The organism is Leekyejoonella antrihumi, from assembly GCF_007845645.1.
In the GTDB taxonomy this organism is placed as follows: Bacteria; Actinomycetota; Actinomycetes; order Actinomycetales; family Dermatophilaceae; genus Leekyejoonella; species Leekyejoonella antrihumi.
The window spans coordinates 58515-75601 of the sequence record NZ_VCQV01000026.1 but is presented as its reverse complement, the minus strand read 5'-3'; the positions used below and the strand labels follow the sequence as shown (position 1 = coordinate 75601).

Here is a 17087-nt window from a genome sequence, read left to right as displayed (position 1 = left end):
GCGATCCAGACCGGGACGAGCACCGGACTGACCAGGACCAACTGGAACGGTATGAAGCCGAGACGACCCCCCTCGGCGGAGCCGGCAATGTTGGCCGCGACCGTGAGTTGCGGCCAGCCGTGCGTGGCCTGCCACCAAAGATACGGCGCGAACAGCAGGGTGGCAGCGATGATCCCGCCATACAGCCAGCGTGATCGAAACGGCCAACGCGGACCGACGACGGCGAAGGCGAGCAGCACCATCACCGCCACGACGGCCACCTGGGGCTTCGCCTCCGCCCCCAGGCCGACGACCATCCCGGCTGCGAGAAGTGACGGCCCGCTGGTTCGGCGGACTGCTCGGATCAGCAGCCAGAGGGCCACGCTTGTCGACAGCAGGTCGAAGGTCGTCGTCGTGACGAAGTGTCCGACGGCCAGCGCGAACGCCGAGCTTGCCGCGCAGGAGGCAGCGATCACCTGTGCGCGCGCACTCCCGCCGATCTCACGGGCGACGAGTCCGGCGACAACCGCCGATAACGCGGACGCGATCGCCGACATGAGCCGAAGGACGAGCAAAGATCCGGGCGCCGCCTGGTTCAGCAACCACGCCATCAGGGGCACGAGAGACGGCTGATCTGGGTAGCCGAGTGCCGGGTGCCCGCCCGCCGCAATGAAATACAGCTCGTCTCGGTGATATCCGTACCGGGTGCTCGTGCCGATCAAGAGCAGTGCCTGCAGCAGCGCAACAGCTACGACCCACCGGGCAACGGGCGCCCTCCTACCGCTGAGATCCGGTGACGCCCCCGTCGACCCCATCTCGTTCACCATCACAGCGTGCTCGCATTCTCGCGCCGAGACCAGTGCACGCTTTGACCATCAGGGCCCGTCACCTGCGTGCTCGGGCCTTATTTTCCTGTGCTGGCATCTGGGTGTACCGCCCTGCAGATCGAGACGCTGGCCGACAACGAGCCGATGCTGCGCGCCGCGCGGCGCGCTGGGTTCACCGGCGGGCTCGCCGATGAGGTGCTGCTCGGGTTGCTCGCGCGCGACCAGACCGGGTGGTGACCGACGGGCGCCCTCGACCCGCGCCTGAGCCGCAGCCGGATGACGATCGGTCTCGTCCCGAGCGAGCCGGGTTACATCGCTCTCAGCTCGAAGATCTCGACCGCGCACTTTCCGTCGTTGCCCGCAAGGAACGGCAGGCCCGCGGTCAGCGCCTTGGCCGCGGCGAGATCGGCCACCTCGACGATCGTGTATCCGGTCAGGTCGCCGGCCGCTTCCTCGGTGCCGTCGTCCCGCACCGAGATGCCGGAGCCGAACCGACCGCCGACGTCGACCAGCGCCGCGCCGGCGCGTTCCATCCAGGCGCCGAACGCGGCCGTCCGGGCAGCACCCTCCTGCGGTGTGAGGTCGGACAACGACGTCGCCGGACCTCGGTAGAAATAGATGAACTTCGCCATATCGATCGTCCTTCCGGTTGTCCGCTGCTACGACAGCGGCAGTTCCTCGCCCGTCTCGAGCAGGGTCTTCAGCGCCGACAGCACACCCATCCAGCCGGCGCCCGAGACGGCCTCGGCGGTGCGCGGCGACTGCTCGAGCAGGTCGTGCACGGCAGTCAGGAGACAGGTGCCATTGGCGCGCGCGGTGATCTCCCATGAGACTCGGCTGGCGGGCTCGGCGCCCGCCGCCTCGTCGTACAGCGAACGCCACTCGTGCACCACGCGGTGCGGCGGATCCCACTCGAGCACGGCGCCGTCATCCCAGACGGAGTCGTCGGGTCCGAGCGAGTGGTAGCGGTCTTGCGTGACCGTGATGCGCGCGCCGTGGAAGTAGTGCCTGGTGAACTCCGGCTTGGTGATGGCGTCCCAGATCTGCTCTGGCGACGCCTTGATGACGATCTGGTAGACCTGCTCGGTCGTCGTGTGGCGGTCGGTGTCGGTGGTGGTCATGAGCTTTGCTCCTCGTGCCGCTCCAGAGAGGCCTTGAGATCCGTGAGCGCGGCGACTCGCGGCTCGGTGTACTTGTCGATCCATCGGTCGTGCACCAGCCGGATCGGCACTGGGTTGAGGAAGTGCAGCGTCGCGCGTCCGGAGCGCCGCGTCGTGACGAGATCGGCTTCGACGAGCACCTTGAGGTGCTTCATCACGCCGAACCGGCTCATCTCGAACTCCTCCTTTAGTTCCCCCAGCGACTGCCCGTTCCGCATGAAGAGCAGATCGAGCAAGCGGCGCCTGGTCGGGTCGGCGAGGGCCCGGAACACGGCGTCATCGTCAAGGTTCATCACCTGGCACAATAGGTGACCCATTAGTCACATGTCAACACGGTTTACCGTCGCAAGCCCGGCGGCGCCACCCAATGAAGGAGGACACCGCCATAGAGCCCGCCAGCGAACTCACCGCCTAGCAACACCCGAAGGATTCACACCCTCGTACACCACGCAATGTGACTTGACGGTGTCCGGCTTCCGATCCCGTTGCGGTGATCGTCGCCGTTGTCGAGTCGCACTGGTTGACCTAGCCGAAAGCCGTTCGTGGCATGAGGCGTCCGGGGGTGGTGTGCTTGATCGATGGCGCGTTTGCTCCTGACGCGACGTGAGGTCCTAACGTGACGAGCATGGTCAACGCCAACTCCAGACAGTGCGGCATCGGCGACGTTGCTCGGTCCGCCGGCGTCACCGAACGCACTTTGCGCTACTACGAAGAGTTCGGCCTGTTGATTCCCGTCCGCGATGCGGGCGGCAGACGCCGCTACGACAGCGTCAGCCTGGATCGGCTCTACCGGGTCTGGCTGCTTCGCGAGCTAGGTACGCCTCTGGTGGAGATCGACCCCGACGCGGACGACCTGCGAGCACTGACCCGCCGCCACCTGGCCGATCTCGATGCTCGACTGGTCGACCTGGCCCGGCAGCGAGAACGGGTCCGCGCGGTGGAGGATCGACTCTTGGACGGCGACCGTCCCAGCGATGAGGCCCTGCTCGACCTGCTCTTGGGCCTGCATACCGAGGAGCCTGCGCTGACACGACGGGTGACGTTGCTCGTTTATCGCGACATCGCCGCCGGGCATACCTACTTGGTCGACGTGTTGGGCCTGGCTCCCGGACCGATCAGCCACGACGGCGACCGGGCAGTCCACGCCGAGGTGCACGCCGGTGACGGGGTGGTCTGGCTGCACAGGGAGGCCCCCGAGCACCGGATGGTCTCGCCGCTGACCACCGGCACGGTCACCGCCTCGCTCGCTGTGCTGGTCGACGACGTCGATGCTCACCACGCCCGCGTGGCCGCGTCCGGCGCCGCGATCGACTACGGGCCGACCGACATGCCCTACGGAATGCGTGAGTACAGCGTCCGCGACCCGGAAGGCCATCTCTGGTCCTTTCAGACCCCGTTGACCGAGTCGACATTTTGAAGAACAGGAGCCCCCATGAACCAGCTGACCCCCTACCTGTGCGTCCCTGACGCACGATCAGCCATCGAGTGGTACGCCACCGCGCTGGGCGCCGAGGTGACGTACCCGCCCGTCGTCATGGACGACGGGCGGGTCGGGCACTGCGAGCTGGCCATCGGTCAGGCTCACTGGATGATGTCCGACCCGTTCGACTCGGCCGGGGTCGCCGCTCCTGACCCAAACCGCGGTTCGGCGGTGTCACTGCATCTGACGGTGACCGACGTCGACGCGGTCGCTGCCCGCGTCAGTGCAGCGGGGATCTCGATGACACGCGGGCCCGAGGACAGCCCGCCTGCCGGAAGAGTCGCGGTCTTCACCGACCCATTCGGACACCGTTGGTTCCTGAACCAACCCGCCGAAGACTGACCCGCACGCCGATCCTCTGCGGAGCAATTAGCGATCGGTCATTTACGCCGCAGGCGAGACGTGACCATCTCGTGGAACCATGTTCCTATGGGTGAGTCTCTGATCTCGAAGGTCCGCGAAGAGTACAAGAGGGCTGGAGAAGGCGCCACCAGGAACGTCAGGTGGAAGCTCGATGACTGTCTGATCCCGATGGAGACGGGCACGATGGGGATGGGCCGCTGCCTCGCCACGACGCTTGATGGCGGATCCAGATTTCGTCAGGGGGTAGAAACCTTCGGTTGTCCTCCCGACGGCAGCACCCTCATGACGTCAATGTTTTCCGTGCCGGACGGTCTTGGAGTGGGCCTCTTGCTGGTGACTGTCGATGAGGTGGTTCGTGCCGTCGAAGTGGATTTGATGAATGGTGCCGTTGCCCCAGCATCATCCCCAGCGATGGAGCGAAGCACAGTGACGGGCTACCAGTTCGCGCTCTTCGATATCCCAGTGGATGTACGTAGGGTCACCGTTCGTCTTTTCGGCGAGCAATCGCGAGAGCTCGCGGCCGAGACTCTGGCCCTGTAGAGGTCCGACGCGAGGGACGCGCTACAGGTAATGCATGCTGCTTCTCTTCCAGACTCTTCGCTCCGATTCTTCGCCACCGTAGGCCGATCGTCACGCGGTGCGTGACCGTACACCGATCGTCTTGTGGCATGCTCCGGGCGGTTCGCCATGCGTTGACCGTGCGACCTCATCGGCCGATTTGCACCACGACGAGCCTGCTGCGTCCGGCCCGGGCGTCCGGTGCGGCTGAATGCGGGCCAGGACAGGGCTTGCAGTGGCCGCCGGGTTCCCACCGGGCGCTGAGGGAGCAGAGACTGGACGCGTCGCATACCGCGACGTCTCCAGGAAAGCCACACGCGAAGGAGTTCCAGATGACCGGTAACGAGCATTCCGCCACCCGCATCCTTGGCAGCCTGCGATCGGCTGACGGTGCCGGCGCCGTGCGCATCGAGAACCGCTACGACACAACTGTCGACGACCTTTGGGACGCGCTCACCGATCCGATCCGCCTTGGCCGCTGGTACGGCCAGGTAGCAGGCGACCTCCACCAGGGGGGAGAGTTCCGCACCTACATCCCGGCCGACGAGGTCGAGGCGGCCGGGCGGGTGGAGGCCTGCGAGGCCCCGGTGCGGCTGCTGGTGTCGACCCGAGAGACCGAGAGGTCCTACCGGCGCGGGCAGGGCGCGCCGCCCTTCGACGCGGTCATCGAGGTCACGCTGACCGCGGACGGCGGTGGGGCCATCCTGGTGATCGACGTGAAGGGCATGCCACTGGACGTGATCGCCTTCTACGGGGTCGGATGGCAGATTCATGCCGAGAATCTGTCCGACTACCTTGCCGGCCGTGACCGCGGCCACACCGAGCCGCGGTGGGACGAGCTCATTCCGCCGTACCAGGAGCTGGCCGCCGCCATCACGTAGCAGAGCCAACGGAAGACCACTCACGTCGCATCCCGCGTGACTCACGATGGCCTCCTGGACGCCGATCGGTCTGTGGGACGCCACGAGCACTCTGACGTGGTGGGCGATCGTGCTCTTCGGACGGCCGACCGCTGTGCTGAGTTCCGTGACGATGGCGGCCGATGACAGGACGTACTAGCGTTCTGGAACGTTCGAGATTGTTGGACCAGGAGATGGAGCGCCCGTGTCCGAGGTCATCCTGTTCCACCACGCCCAGGGGCTCACGAAGGGCGTGCGTGCATTCGCCGACGAGTTGGGCCCTGCGGGACACACCGTGCGCGTTCCGACCTGTTCGACGCCGCACGTTCGACGAAGTCGAATCCGGCGTCGCGCACGCTCGGGGGATCGGGTTCGACAACGTTCTTGCCCGGGGTGTCGCTGCCGCGGAGGCGTTGTCCACCGAGACTGTCTACGCCGGTTTCTCGATGGGGGTGATGCCGGCCCAGAAACTCGTTCAGACCCGTGCGGGTGCCAAGGGCGCTCTCTTCTTCGAGTCCTGCCTCCCGGTCTCGGAGTTCGGCCAGTGGCCCGAAGGCGTGCCGGTCCAGATCCATGGCGGCGTGGACGACGAGTGGTTTGCCGAATACCTGGAGTTCGCTCGCGACCTGGCCGACTCGTCGCCGACGGCCGAGCTCTTCCTCTACTCCGGCACGGCGCACCTGTTCGCGGACTCGTCCCTCGACGCGTACAACCGGGAAGCGGCCGGCGTCCTGCTCGAGCGCACCCTGTCATTTCTTGCTGCGCTCTCCTGAGTTGGCGGCGCGCGGCATGCGGACTGCGGACATAGGGTCGGGTCATGCGATGCCACGAGGTGCGACTGACCGCGATTCCTGATGGGGCGGTCACGCCGGCCAGCTTCGGCGTATTCGACGCCGACCTCACGTCGCCGGGTCCTGGGCAGGTGCTGGTCGGCGTGCGCCGGCTCGGCCTGAACGCCGGACTGGCGCATCGGATCGGCGGCAAGGGCACGGCATACGGCCCGGGTATCGGTATCGGCGACGTGCCCGCGAGCGACGCGGTGGTCCAGGTGCTCGAGTCCACCGACGCTCGCTTTCAGCCCGGTGACCTCGCCGTGGGCAAGGTGCCCTGGAGCACGGCTGCCGTCGTCGACGCGAGCGAGCTGCGCCGCATCGACCGGCCGACGTCGGGCGACGACCTCGACGCGCACCTCACGGTCCTGGGGCATGTCGGCTTCACCGCCTACACGGGCATGATCGGCATCGGCCAGGTTCAACCGGGCGAGGTCGTGTACGTCTCGGGCGCCGCAGGCGGGGTAGGGAGCTGTGCGGTGCAGTTTGCGAAGGCTCGTGGTGCGAGCGTCATCGGCGTCGCCGGATCCGCAGAGAAGGTCGCGCTGCTGACCGAGGTGCTGGGCGCAGACCGTGCCATCAACAGGCACGACGGCGCCGCGGTCGATCTGCTGCGTGCGGCGGCGCCGGACGGGATCGATCTCTACTACGACAACGTCGGCGGCGAGCAGCTCGAGGCCGCGCTGGAGGTGCTCAACTTTGGCGGGCGGGTGGTCATCTGTGGAGCCGTGAGAGGATCCGGAGCGCCGGCCAACTACCGCAACGCCATCTACCAGGAGCTCACGTTGCGCGGCTTCGCGGTGACGGCCCACGAAGACCTTCGACCGAAGTTCGAGTCACAGGTCCGGATGTGGCTGAGAGACAAGAAAGTTCGCAGTGTGCACACCGTATTTGAGGGTATCGAGAGTGTCTCAGAGGCATTCGAGTCGTTGCTCACCGGCGGGAGCCGCGGTCGAGTCATCGTGTCGATGTCGGCGCGGCGAAGCTGACGGGTGCGACCTGCGGCGGCGGCCACAAGCGGCCGCGCTGATGGAATGATGGGCGCATGACCAGCATCGCGGGAGAATCGCACATCGTGCGTGCCAGTGACACGATCAACGCCTCGGCGCAGGCCGTCTTCGAGCTGATCGCGGACCCGGCGATACAGCCGCGGTGGGACGGTAATGACAACCTGCGAGAGGCCGAATCCGGCCAGCGCGTGCGCGCGGTCGGTGACGTCTTCCGGACGACCCTCCACAGCGGCGCCGTGCGGGAGAACCACGTCGTGGAGTTCACAGAAGGTCGCGCCATCGCCTGGCGTCCCGCCGAGCCGGGTGCGCAGCCGCCGGGACACCTGTGGCGGTGGGAGGTCGAACCTCTCGACGAGGACCATGCCCGGGTGACGCACACCTACGACTGGTCGCAGCTGACCGACCCGGGGCGCCTGGAGCGCGCTCGAGACACCACGTCCGGCAAGCTCCAGGCCTCGATCGACCGCCTGGGACGACTCGCAGAGAGTGACTGAGGTGGTCGACCCCCCCGGTGCTGCGCTAACGCCTTCTCCCGCGACCGTAGAGCGGGCGGGTGTCAGCTGGTCGGGACCTCGAAGTAGGAACCGCCCTTGAGGTCGGTGATCAGTCCGGGTTGCGTCGGGTCCCAGTCGAGCAGCTCACGGGTCTGCGTGCTCGATGCCGGGTAGTCACCGCCGAAGAACTGACCCAGCCAGCCGAAGTGCTCCTCCGCCTGGTCCGGGCGAACCGAGGCCACCGGCAGGCCAAGCCCCTGACCGATCGCCTCGGCGATGGCCCGGGTAGGCACGCCCTCCTCGGCGACGGCGTGCCACACCGAGCCCGAAGGGGCATCGTCCACTGCTCGCCGGACGAGGTTGCCGGCGTCGAGCCGGTGCACCGCCGGCCAGCGGCCGTCGCCGTCGCCGAGGTAGGCGGAGACGCCCTTTTCGCGGGCGATGGCGACCAGCACGGCGACGAAGCCGTGATCGCCGGGGCCGTGCACGGTCGACGCGAATCGCACGGCCGAGGACCGCACGCCCCGGTCCGCCAGCGCCAGCGCTGCCGCAGCATTGGCAACCCTGGGGTGGGAGCTCGGGTCGGGTCGGTCTTGCTCGGTCGACGGTCGTCCGGTCGCCAGGCCGGCGACGCCCGAGGCGATGACCAGCGGTCGGTCGGTGCCCGCGAGGACGTCGCCGAAGGCCTCGATCGCCCGGAGGTCGGTCTGGGCCGCGTCCTGCATCCGCGAGAAGTCGTGGTTGTAGCCCAGGTGGACGACTCCGTCGGATGCTGCGGCTCCGGCACGCAGACTGTCGAGGTCGTCGAGGCTGCCGCGGTGGACCTGTGCGCCGAGGGCGGTGACTCGTGCCGCGGAGGTGTCCGAGCGGGCGAGGCCGAGGACCTGATGGTCGGTGTAGAGCAGTTCGGTCACGGTGGCCGAACCGATCCAGCCCGATGCTCCGGTGACGAAGATGCGCATGAGTTCCTCCAAGGGTTCGTCGCTCCTGTGAGCGGCGAGATGAGTGATGACACTTGATGACATCACGATAGCACGGGCATGTCACTGTGTGACATCACGTATGCTGCACGGTATGGGTCGATGGGAACCGAACGCCGCCGGGCGTCTTCGCGAGGCGGCGATGGACCTATACGTCGAGCGGGGATTCGAGCAGACGACCGTCGCCGAGATCGCCGAACGGGCGGGACTGACGGCCAGGACGTTCTTCCGCTACTTCAGCGACAAGCGGGAAGTGCTGTTCGGCGGATCGGTCGAGCTGCAGGAGCACCTGGTCCAGGCCCTTGCCGCCGCTCCGGACGGAGCGCCACCGATGGAGGCCGTCGCGGCCGCACTCGACGCCGCCGCAGTACTGCTCGGCGACAATCGGAAATTCTCACAGCGACGGCAGTCGGTCATCGCCGCCAATGTCGAGCTGCAAGAGCGCGAGTTGATGAAGATGGCGTCGCTGTCCGTCGCCTTCGCCGACGGACTGCGTCGTCGCGGCGCGTCCGATGTCGATGCGAGACTGACGGCAGAGGCCGGGGTGGCGATCTTCCGGGTGGCGTTCGAGCGCTGGGTGAGTGAGCCGGGGGTGAAGGCCCTCTTGCAGGTCGTGCGGGATTCAGTCGACCAGCTGAAGGCCCTCACCGCTGAATGATGAGCATCTGCGACAGAGTCATCCTCTGTGCACAGGGGGTCTGATCGGAGTGGGCCGGCGGGCGGCATACGACTCAGTCGTGCATGGGAGGCACCATCTGGCCGATCAGCTCTCGGTGCCACCACTGACCGGTCTCGCGGCGCTCGGCCCAGGTCGTGAACCGGTATCGGTAGATCAAGGCACGGACCTGGCGAGGTGGGCTGTCGGGGAACGGGTTCAGACGAATGAGCTTGAGAGTGGCGCGGTCACTGCACAGCAGCCGCCGCATGAAGGGGATGAACCAGACCTGCCCGCGGTAGGGGTCGAGCGCCAGGAACCACATCATCCAGTCCAGGCGCAGATGGTACGGAGCGAACTGTCTCGGCAGCCGGCGCGGATCGCCTGGCTTCCCCCTGAACTCATACTCCAGCCAGGTGGCAGAAAGACCGGCACCCGCATCCCTGGTGCCCTCGATGACCACCTCCTGTCGGGTGCGCGTGATGCTGCCGAACGCGCCGTACGCATTCACCAGGTGCAGGCGGTTGAAGCTGAAGTTCATCAGCTGACGTCTGGCGATCAGGTTGCGGGCCGGCCAGTAGCTGAGCGCGAGAACAACTGCGGCAAAGGCGATTACGATGCCCTGGAACCAGGACGTCGAACCTGACTGGGCCGGGACCGGCAGGCCTAGGTCGCCGTGCCAGACAGAGTCAGGGAGTGCGGACACTGCGATGGTGATCGTCAGCCAGTTCAACCAGGAGAAGTTGCCACTGCACACGAGCCAGAGCTGAGTCACGATCATGACTGCCGCCGAGATGGTCGAGACCGGAGCTGGGGCAAAGAGCAGGAAGGGGACGACCAGCTGCGTCACGTGATTGGCGGCGACCTCCAGTCGGTGCACCGGCCGTGGCAGCCGGTGAAAGAACCAGCTGAGCGGACCCGGCATCGGCTGCGTCTCGTGGTGGTAGTAGAGGGCGGTCAGGTCTCGCCAGCACGAGTCGCCGCGGATCTTGATGAGGCCGGCGCCGAACTCGAGACGGAAGAGCAGCCACCGCAAGGCGATCAGCATCAACCACGGAGGCGCCGTGTGAGTTGATCCCAGAAAGATGGCGTAGCAGCCGGTTTCGCACAGGAGTGACTCCCAACCGAAGCCATACCAGACCTGGCCCACGTTGAGGATCGACACGTAGAGCGCCCATGGGACCAGCCAGAGCAGCATCGATGCCCAGAGCGGGATCGCGTCGCCGGCGCCCACGAGCAGTGCGGCCGAGATGGCCGCGCCGAGCCAGGTCAGCAGGGCAAAGACGCGGTCGGAGTAGTGCAGGTGGAACACGCTCGGTGAGCGCCGAAACGGCACGCGCCGCAGCCATGCAGGTATTGGTGTGAGTCCGTCGCTGCCGATGAGTGCACGGAACTGGAAGGCAGTCCCGACGAACGCCAGCAGGTAGATCAGCGCGAGCATCCGCTGGAAGACCAATCGGCCAATCCAGTAGTCGTCCGTCGCGAACCAGTTCATCGGCGACCGCTCCTCCGGGCAAGTGGCACGACGACGACCCCGTCTCGGACGACCTGGTCTCGGAGCGGCTAGATCGCGCAGCCGTCCGGGCCGCAGGCCGCTTCGCCGCTGGAGGAATCGACCATGACCACGGGATTCGTCTCGGTCCAAGCCTTTTCGAGGGCCTGCCGGATAAGCTCGGGCGGTTGTGCGCCGGAAACGCCATACCGTTCGCCGACGACGAAGAACGGGACGCCCTGGATGCCGATCGCTCGAGCCTGCTCGATGTCCGCCTCGATCGCGCCCTGGAACCGCTCGGTGCGCAGCACGTCGCCGATCTCGTCTGCATCGAGCCCGGCCGCGGTGCCGATGCCGGTCAAGACCTGCTGGTCGCCGATGTCCTGACCGTGCTCGAAGTGGGCGGACAGCAGCGCCTCCTTCACCAGGTCGGCCACGCCGTGCTCCTTGGACAGGTGCAGCAGCTGATGACCGCGCAGGCTGTTGGCGACGACGAGATGGTCGAAGTCGTAGGACAGACCCTCGCCCTTGGCTTGCGCGGCCACGTGAGTGAACATCTCCCGGACCTGGCCGGTTGGCATACCCTTGCGCTCGCTCAGGTATTCGATCGCGGTGCCGTCGTAGTGCTCCGGCAGGCTCGGGTCGAGCTGGAAGCTGTGCCAGGTGACGGTGACCTCGTCGCGGTGCGGGAAGTCGGCGAGCGCCTTCTCGAAGCGGCGCTTGCCGATGTAGCACCACGGGCAGGCAATATCCGACCAGATGTCGACATTCATGCCACTTTCAACCATCGCGGGGGCCGGTTCGTTCCCTGCCGCGGGAGCCATCCTGGGCGGCGACTCCTTAGACGTGGCCGCGTCGACCCTTGGTGACCCGGAGGTGCCCATGCCCGACCACACGTCGCCGCCCTGGGACCGCGCCGGCCGGCGAGGACATCGACCTGCTGCGCCGTGCGGCGGTCGCGTCCGGCGCGCGCATCGTGACTCCCGGGTCGCCGGGTTCACAGATCATCGGCGGCCTGCTGTCCGGCCCCGTCGAGCTGGATGCGCAGCGGCTGCTTGCCGGTGAGCTGCAGGAGGTGGGGGAGCGCGAGATGGTGCTCTTCAAACCTCGGTGGAGCGCGTTCTATCGCACCGGTCTGGACGAGTGGTTGCGTGATCAGGGCTGCGACACGGTTGTGGTCGGCGGCTGCAACCTGCCCAACTGCCCACGGGCGACGCTCTTCGACGCCAGCGAGCGAGACTTCCGGGCGGTGGTGCTCCGCGACGCGGTGTCCAGGGCGTCGATCGAGCGGATCACCGATCTCGAGGAGATCGGCGTGCAGCCTCTGTCCGCGAGTGACGTGGTGGCGGCGCTGGGGCAACGGGGGACGCCGGCGCCCGTGGCGTGAAGGTGGATCCTGGGTGAACAGGAGGTAAACGGGCAACTCCGGGAGGTCACCCTCTCGAAACCTCCCATATCCTGGTCCGCGGCCACCTCGACCGTCGGCGGCCGACATCTAGAGAATCGAAAGTCGAACGATGCGCCTCAAGCCACGCGACAACCGCTTCTACGACCTTTTCACCACAGCTGCCGGCAACACCCTCGACGGCGCCGTACTTATGGAGGAGTTCCTCAGCGTCCCACAGGCGGACCGGGAACGTGTCGCGGATCGAATCAAGGAGGTGGAGCACGCCGGCGATGACACGACACACGAGATCATGCAGGCGCTCAACACCTCATTCATCACGCCATTCGACCGCGAGGACATCGCGCACCTCGCCGGGCAGCTCGACGATGTGCTGGACGCCCTGGACGACGCTGCCGAGCTCACGGTGCTCTACCGCGTGGACGAGCTGCCGGAGGCAGTGAAGAAGCAGGCCAGCATCCTCAAGGAGGCCGCGGCCCTGACCGTCGAGGTGATGCCGCGGCTGCGCACGCTGAAGGATCTCGAGGAGTACTGGATCAGCATCAACGATCTGGAGAACCAGGCCGACACGGTCTACCGATCGTTGCTCGCGGAGCTCTTCAACGACGGGGGTGACGCGGTGCGGATCATCAAACTGAAAGAAGTGATCGACCAGCTCGAGGCCGCCGCGGACGCCTTCGAGCACGTTGCCGACGTGGTCCAGACCATCGCGCTGAAGGAGTCCTAGGGGTGACCGCTGCTCTGGTGGTCGTGATTGCCATGGCCCTGGTCTTCAACTACACCAACGGCTTCCACGACTCGTCCAACGCAATTGCGATCGCGATCTCGACGCGGGCACTAACACCCCGTGTCGCGCTGGCGGTGGCCGCAGTCATGAACGTGGTCGGTGCACTGCTGTCGACCGGGGTGGCAGTGACCGTCGCCAAGGGAATCATCGACACGCCGCTGGGCGGCGCCGGCCTCCGGGTTCTCTTCGCATCGCTCGTGGGAGCAGTGCTCTGGAATGTCACGACCTGGTACTTCGGTCTGCCGTCCTCGTCCTCGCAGGCGCTGATCGGCGGAATGGTCGGCGCCGGGCTGGCCGCCGGCATCCCGGTCTACTGGGTCAGCGGAGTGGTCGGCAAGGTCGTCCTGCCGATGGTGTTGTCGCCGGTGGTCGGTTTCATCGGTGCGTATGTCGTGATGATCGCCGTCTACTGGGTGTTGCGAAGGGCCAACCCGCACAAGGTCGAGCGCGGGTTCCGTGCCGCGCAGATCGTGTCGTCGGCCAGCCTGGCGCTCGGTCACGGACTGCAGGACGCGCAGAAGAGCATGGGCGTCATCCTGATCGCCCTGATCGTTGCGGGACGACACCACGGTGACGCGGTGCCGCTGTGGGTGATCCTGGTGTGCGCCGCTGCCATGGCTGCCGGTACCTACGCGGGTGGATGGCGCATCATGCGCACGCTGGGCCGCCGGATCTTCCCGGTGCGGCCACCGCACGGTTTCGTGGCGGAGGCCACCAGCTCGATCGTGCTCTACCTGACCACGTTCCTGATCGCCGCACCGATCTCGACGACCCACGTCATCACGTCCTCCGTGATGGGGGTGGGCAGCACCGAGCGGGTGTCGGCGGTCCGCTGGGGCGTGGCCCGGGAGATCGTGGTGGCCTGGGTCATGACGCTGCCGGCCGCGGCGGTCGTCGCCGCGTTGGCCTACGGCGCGACCAACTTGGTGGCCTGAGGCGGCGTGCACGGCGGCCGGCGTGGTCGTCGGCCGGTCGACCCACCTGAACGCGCCGGGGCCGCTACCGTGCTGGGGGTGAGAGCCCGTGACCTTGCCCAACCGTTTCCGATCGTCGATCTCGACACAGACGCGCTCCAGGCCGCTGCCACGATGGGCCGGCACGACCTGCCCGGGCTGGTGGTGCGCGGCGCAGACGGGCTGCCACTGACCGTCATACCGGCGTCCCAGGTGCTGCGCTTCGTGATCCCGGCATATGTGCAGGAGGACCCGCACCTGGCGCGGGTGTATGACGAGCGGGCTGCTGACGAGGTGATGCACAAGCTGGCGGCGGCGACGGTCGCGGACGTGCTGCCCAAGAAGCACCCCGACACGGACGAGCTGCCCGTCGTGGACGGTGACGCGACCGGCATCGAGGTGGCGGCGCTGATGGCACGGACCCGCAGCCCGATCGTCGTGGTCGTGGAGGACAAGCAGATCATCGGCGCCATCCGCATCGGGGCTCTGCTCGGACAGATGCTTCCGTCCGACCCGCCCACCGCATGACCGCGACCCTGGTCGTCATCGCCTTCGTCGCGGCCTACGTGCTGATCGCGACCGAGCGGATCCACCGTGTGGCCGCGGCGCTCTGGGGAGCGGCTGCCATGGTCGTGCTCGGCGTCGCAGACGTGCAGACGGCATTCTTCAGCGAGCGGACCGGCATCGACTGGAACGTCATCTTTCTGCTGTTGGGGATGATGATCCTGGTCGGCGTGATCCGGCAGACGGGCGCCTTCGAGTTCGTCGCCATCTGGGCGGCGAAACGTGCCGGGGGCAGGCCCTTCGCGATCATGGTCAGCCTGATCGTCTTCACCGCGGTCGCCTCGGCGCTGCTCGACAATGTCACGACGGTGCTTCTCGTGGCGCCGGTGACCCTGCTGGTGTGCGATCGGATCGGTGCCCCGCCCATCCCGTTCCTCATCAGCGAGGCGTTGGCGTCGAACATCGGCGGTACTGCCACCCTCATCGGTGACCCGCCAAACATCATCATCGGCAGCCGAGCGGGCTTGACCTTCAACGACTTCTTGGTCAACCTGGCACCCTTGATCGTCGTGCTGCTCGTGGTCTTCATCGGGCTGGCACGGCTTGTGTTCCAGAAGGAGCTCACCTATGACCCCAACCGGGTCGAAGAGCTGATGCGCTTGGACGAGCGCGAGGCGATCCATGACAGGACCCTGCTCTGGCGTTCGGGCATCGTGCTGGCGCTGGTCATCGTCGGATTCCTGACCCACTCGATCACTCACCTCGAGCCGTCGCTGGTGGCCCTGCTCGGCGCGGGTGCCGCGGTGGCCGTGTCTCGTCTGGACCCGCACGACTACCTGCGGGATGTCGAGTGGTCGACGCTGGTCTTCTTCGCCGGCCTGTTCGTCATGGTCGGCGGGATGGTGCAGGCCGGTGTGATCGGCGACCTCGGCAAGGAGCTCACGACGCTCATCGATGGCAGGTGGCTGCTCGGGTCGTCCGTCCTGCTGTGGGTCTCCGGCCTGCTGTCCGGCATCATCGACAACATCCCGTATGTCGCCACCATGGCTCCGCTCGTGAGCGACCTGACCGGGGGATCCCACGATCCGCACAGCGGCCCCCTGTGGTGGGCGTTGGCGCTGGGCGCGGACCTGGGCGGCAACGCGACCGCGGTCGGCGCGAGCGCCAACGTGGTGGTGCTCGGGATCGCGGCTCGCAACGGGCACAAGATCAGCTTCTGGCGGTTCACCCGCTACGGCGCGATTGTGGCGTTCGTCACGATTGCGATCTCCTGGGCCTACATCTGGCTGCGCTACTTCGCCTTCGCGTGATGGCGGCGCGAGTCCGAATGTGACATTTGCAGGTCAGGGGTCGAAACTGTGCGCATGCAGAGGACGATGATGAAGTCCAAGATCCACCGCGCGACCGTGACGCGGGCCGACCTGCACTACGTCGGGTCCATCACGATCAGCAGCGACCTGATGGCGGCCGCCGACCTGATCGAGGGCGAGAAGGTCGACGTCGTCGACATCAACAACGGCAACCGGTTGTCGACCTACGTGATCGAAGGGCCGGCAGGTGAGGGCACCATCGGGATCAACGGCGCCGCCGCGCGACTGATCGGCACCGGTGACCTGGTCATCGTCATCGCGTATGCGCAGGTCGAGGACGCCGAGGCGCGTTCCCTGAGGCCCAGCGTGGTCTTCGTCGACGAGGCGAACGCGATCATCGAGAAGGGCACCGACCCCGCACGGGTGCCGGCGATGAGCGGGCTGCGCGACCCACGGGTGTAAGCCGGGCGCCCGGTGCGGGCGAAGTTGACTATCCCCTCGGTGGACGTATGGCGCCCACGACCGTTCCGATTGCGCAGCGGCCGGGGTGTCCTCGCTGGTTTTGTCGGTGCAGAACACGCTCCATCGGGCAGTTCCGCACCTCGCAGGTGGCTGGGTAGACGGTGCCTGCTGGGCAGGGCAGGATCTTTGAGCCGTGTCGCGGCGAGGGGATCGGGAGTGGGTCGTCGAGCGGCAGCTCGGTGGCAGAGTCGGGTGCGGGACGCGAGCCAGCATCGGGTGACGGACCTGCTGTCGGGTAGTGCGCTTCTCGCATCCTCGGTCAGGACCGCGAGGAGATCCTGCTGAGACGGCCTTACATTCGGTCGATGAGCGAAGACATCGAGAACTGTGACGTCTACGCAGCGAGTTCGTACCCGGTGTCCATCTCTCACGGGCATCGCATCCGGCAAAAGGTGGACCTCAAGGCGAGGGTGGATGCCGACACCGGCGAAGTCACCTCCTACGTTCCGATGGAGCAGATCGTCAAGCTCCGCGATTGACGATCCGCTGCGGGACGATGTCATCTGCCGGTCGCCGCCGATCGTCCGTCTTGTCGGCGGTGACCGTTCCACCATCGGGAGCCGCGACAGTTTACCCTCGCGCATGCAGAGGACACTGGCCATGTGGCAGGTGGTCGCGCCGACCATGGCTCGACAGTGAATCCTGAATGGTCCGTGGGGCTCGGCTGGTATATCTACTTCCACCACATCACCCCAAACGATCAGCGATGGTTCATGGAGGTCGGCGTGACGGCCGTCGCGACGCAATCTGTGCGGCATCCGGCTTCGACCCCGCGGTCTGTGGCTACGGCGCGGGAATTGCTGCCATCCTCGTAATCACGATCGATCACTACTACGCACCGCACCGGTGCCTTGAGATTCAGATAAACTACTGGATCAC

General features: G+C 66.7%; 23 protein-coding genes. 16 read left to right on the top strand and 7 right to left on the bottom strand.

The features are described from left to right. A partial coding sequence (locus FGL98_RS17090) for a glycosyltransferase family 39 protein (protein ID WP_246136607.1) occupies positions 1-794 on the bottom strand: 794 nt, incomplete at its 3' end. Positions 795-893: 99 nt separating this feature from the next. On the opposite strand from FGL98_RS17090, the gene FGL98_RS25515 reads away from it, so the two are divergent. Next, positions 894-1043 carry a GNAT family N-acetyltransferase gene (locus tag FGL98_RS25515; protein WP_186526221.1) on the top strand — a complete coding sequence of 50 codons (150 nt, stop codon included), beginning with the start codon at positions 894-896 and terminating at the stop codon, positions 1041-1043. A 71-nt stretch (positions 1044-1114) separates the two neighbouring features. Here FGL98_RS25515 and FGL98_RS17085 read toward each other — a convergent pair whose 3' ends face one another. From FGL98_RS17085 to FGL98_RS26375, 3 genes are read right to left on the bottom strand one after another with little or no spacing between them, the layout of a single operon-like run. After that, entirely contained in the window at positions 1115-1438 is a 324-nt protein-coding gene (locus FGL98_RS17085; RefSeq protein ID WP_146318678.1) for a YciI family protein, read from the bottom strand. A gap of 27 nt (positions 1439-1465) precedes the next feature. After that, positions 1466-1927 (bottom strand): SRPBCC domain-containing protein, encoded by a 462-nt coding sequence (locus tag FGL98_RS26380; RefSeq protein ID WP_146318676.1) that lies wholly within the window; start codon positions 1925-1927, stop codon positions 1466-1468. Next, a complete protein-coding gene (locus FGL98_RS26375) occupies positions 1924-2259 on the bottom strand; it encodes an ArsR/SmtB family transcription factor (RefSeq protein WP_146318674.1) in 336 nt (111 codons plus the stop codon). The genes FGL98_RS26380 and FGL98_RS26375 overlap by 4 nt, the downstream gene beginning before the upstream one ends. A 332-nt stretch (positions 2260-2591) precedes the next feature. Between FGL98_RS26375 and FGL98_RS17070 the strand changes: the two genes are divergently transcribed. The 7 genes from FGL98_RS17070 (at position 2592) to FGL98_RS17035 (ending at position 7600) form a co-directional block, all read left to right on the top strand. Continuing rightward, positions 2592-3383: a MerR family transcriptional regulator gene (locus FGL98_RS17070; protein ID WP_246136606.1), complete on the top strand. Its 792-nt coding sequence runs from the start codon at positions 2592-2594 to the stop codon at positions 3381-3383. 15 nt (positions 3384-3398) lie between these two features. Then, a complete protein-coding gene (locus FGL98_RS17065; RefSeq protein ID WP_146318670.1) occupies positions 3399-3788 on the top strand; it encodes a VOC family protein in 390 nt (129 codons plus the stop codon). Positions 3789-3875: 87 nt separating this feature from the next. Further along, entirely contained in the window at positions 3876-4349 is a 474-nt protein-coding gene (locus FGL98_RS17060) for a hypothetical protein (RefSeq protein WP_146318668.1), read from the top strand. A 350-nt stretch (positions 4350-4699) separates the two neighbouring features. Beyond that, positions 4700-5248, top strand: a complete 549-nt coding sequence (locus tag FGL98_RS17055; protein ID WP_186526220.1) for an SRPBCC domain-containing protein — start codon at positions 4700-4702, stop codon at positions 5246-5248. Between the two features lie 275 nt (positions 5249-5523). Then, positions 5524-6039 carry a dienelactone hydrolase family protein gene (locus tag FGL98_RS17045; protein WP_246136604.1) on the top strand — a complete coding sequence of 172 codons (516 nt, stop codon included), beginning with the start codon at positions 5524-5526 and terminating at the stop codon, positions 6037-6039. A gap of 44 nt (positions 6040-6083) precedes the next feature. Further along, positions 6084-7085, top strand: coding sequence for an MDR family NADP-dependent oxidoreductase (locus FGL98_RS17040; RefSeq protein ID WP_146318664.1), 1002 nt, complete (start codon positions 6084-6086; stop codon positions 7083-7085). 56 nt (positions 7086-7141) lie between these two features. Beyond that, positions 7142-7600, top strand: a complete 459-nt coding sequence (locus tag FGL98_RS17035) for an SRPBCC family protein (RefSeq protein ID WP_146318662.1) — start codon at positions 7142-7144, stop codon at positions 7598-7600. A gap of 62 nt (positions 7601-7662) precedes the next feature. On the opposite strand, the gene FGL98_RS17030 is transcribed toward FGL98_RS17035, so the two are convergent. After that, positions 7663-8562 carry an SDR family oxidoreductase gene (locus FGL98_RS17030; RefSeq protein ID WP_146318660.1) on the bottom strand — a complete coding sequence of 300 codons (900 nt, stop codon included), beginning with the start codon at positions 8560-8562 and terminating at the stop codon, positions 7663-7665. A gap of 112 nt (positions 8563-8674) precedes the next feature. Here FGL98_RS17030 and FGL98_RS17025 point away from each other — a divergent pair, with 112 nt between their 5' ends. Further along, positions 8675-9238 carry a TetR family transcriptional regulator gene (locus FGL98_RS17025; protein ID WP_146318658.1) on the top strand — a complete coding sequence of 188 codons (564 nt, stop codon included), beginning with the start codon at positions 8675-8677 and terminating at the stop codon, positions 9236-9238. Between the two features lie 73 nt (positions 9239-9311). Here the strand turns inward: FGL98_RS17025 and FGL98_RS17020 are convergent, their stop codons facing one another. Both FGL98_RS17020 and FGL98_RS17015 read right to left on the bottom strand, forming a co-directional pair. Beyond that, on the bottom strand, positions 9312-10730 hold the full coding sequence (locus FGL98_RS17020; protein ID WP_146318657.1) for a lipase maturation factor family protein: 1419 nt from the start codon (positions 10728-10730) through the stop codon (positions 9312-9314). 68 nt (positions 10731-10798) lie between these two features. After that, the gene (locus tag FGL98_RS17015) at positions 10799-11500 is read right to left on the bottom strand and encodes a DsbA family oxidoreductase (protein ID WP_146318655.1); all 702 of its coding nucleotides are present in this window, start codon (positions 11498-11500) and stop codon (positions 10799-10801) included. Positions 11501-11592: 92 nt separating this feature from the next. On the opposite strand from FGL98_RS17015, the gene FGL98_RS17010 reads away from it, so the two are divergent. The 7 genes from FGL98_RS17010 (at position 11593) to FGL98_RS25510 (ending at position 16687) form a co-directional block, all read left to right on the top strand. Next, positions 11593-12114, top strand: a complete 522-nt coding sequence (locus FGL98_RS17010; protein WP_246136605.1) for a cysteine hydrolase family protein — start codon at positions 11593-11595, stop codon at positions 12112-12114. Between the two features lie 130 nt (positions 12115-12244). Beyond that, positions 12245-12859, top strand: coding sequence for a DUF47 domain-containing protein (locus FGL98_RS17005; protein ID WP_146318651.1), 615 nt, complete (start codon positions 12245-12247; stop codon positions 12857-12859). A 2-nt stretch (positions 12860-12861) separates the two neighbouring features. Continuing rightward, entirely contained in the window at positions 12862-13854 is a 993-nt protein-coding gene (locus tag FGL98_RS17000) for an inorganic phosphate transporter (protein WP_281289189.1), read from the top strand. A gap of 78 nt (positions 13855-13932) precedes the next feature. After that, positions 13933-14400, top strand: a complete 468-nt coding sequence (locus tag FGL98_RS16995) for a CBS domain-containing protein (RefSeq protein ID WP_146318649.1) — start codon at positions 13933-13935, stop codon at positions 14398-14400. After that, positions 14397-15686 (top strand): ArsB/NhaD family transporter, encoded by a 1290-nt coding sequence (locus tag FGL98_RS16990; protein ID WP_146318648.1) that lies wholly within the window; start codon positions 14397-14399, stop codon positions 15684-15686. The genes FGL98_RS16995 and FGL98_RS16990 overlap by 4 nt, the downstream gene beginning before the upstream one ends. Before the next feature lie 54 nt (positions 15687-15740). Continuing rightward, a complete protein-coding gene (panD, locus tag FGL98_RS16985) occupies positions 15741-16148 on the top strand; it encodes an aspartate 1-decarboxylase (RefSeq protein WP_146318646.1) in 408 nt (135 codons plus the stop codon). Between the two features lie 365 nt (positions 16149-16513). Next, entirely contained in the window at positions 16514-16687 is a 174-nt protein-coding gene (locus tag FGL98_RS25510) for a hypothetical protein (RefSeq protein ID WP_186526219.1), read from the top strand. The last annotated feature ends 400 nt before the right edge of the window (positions 16688-17087 follow it).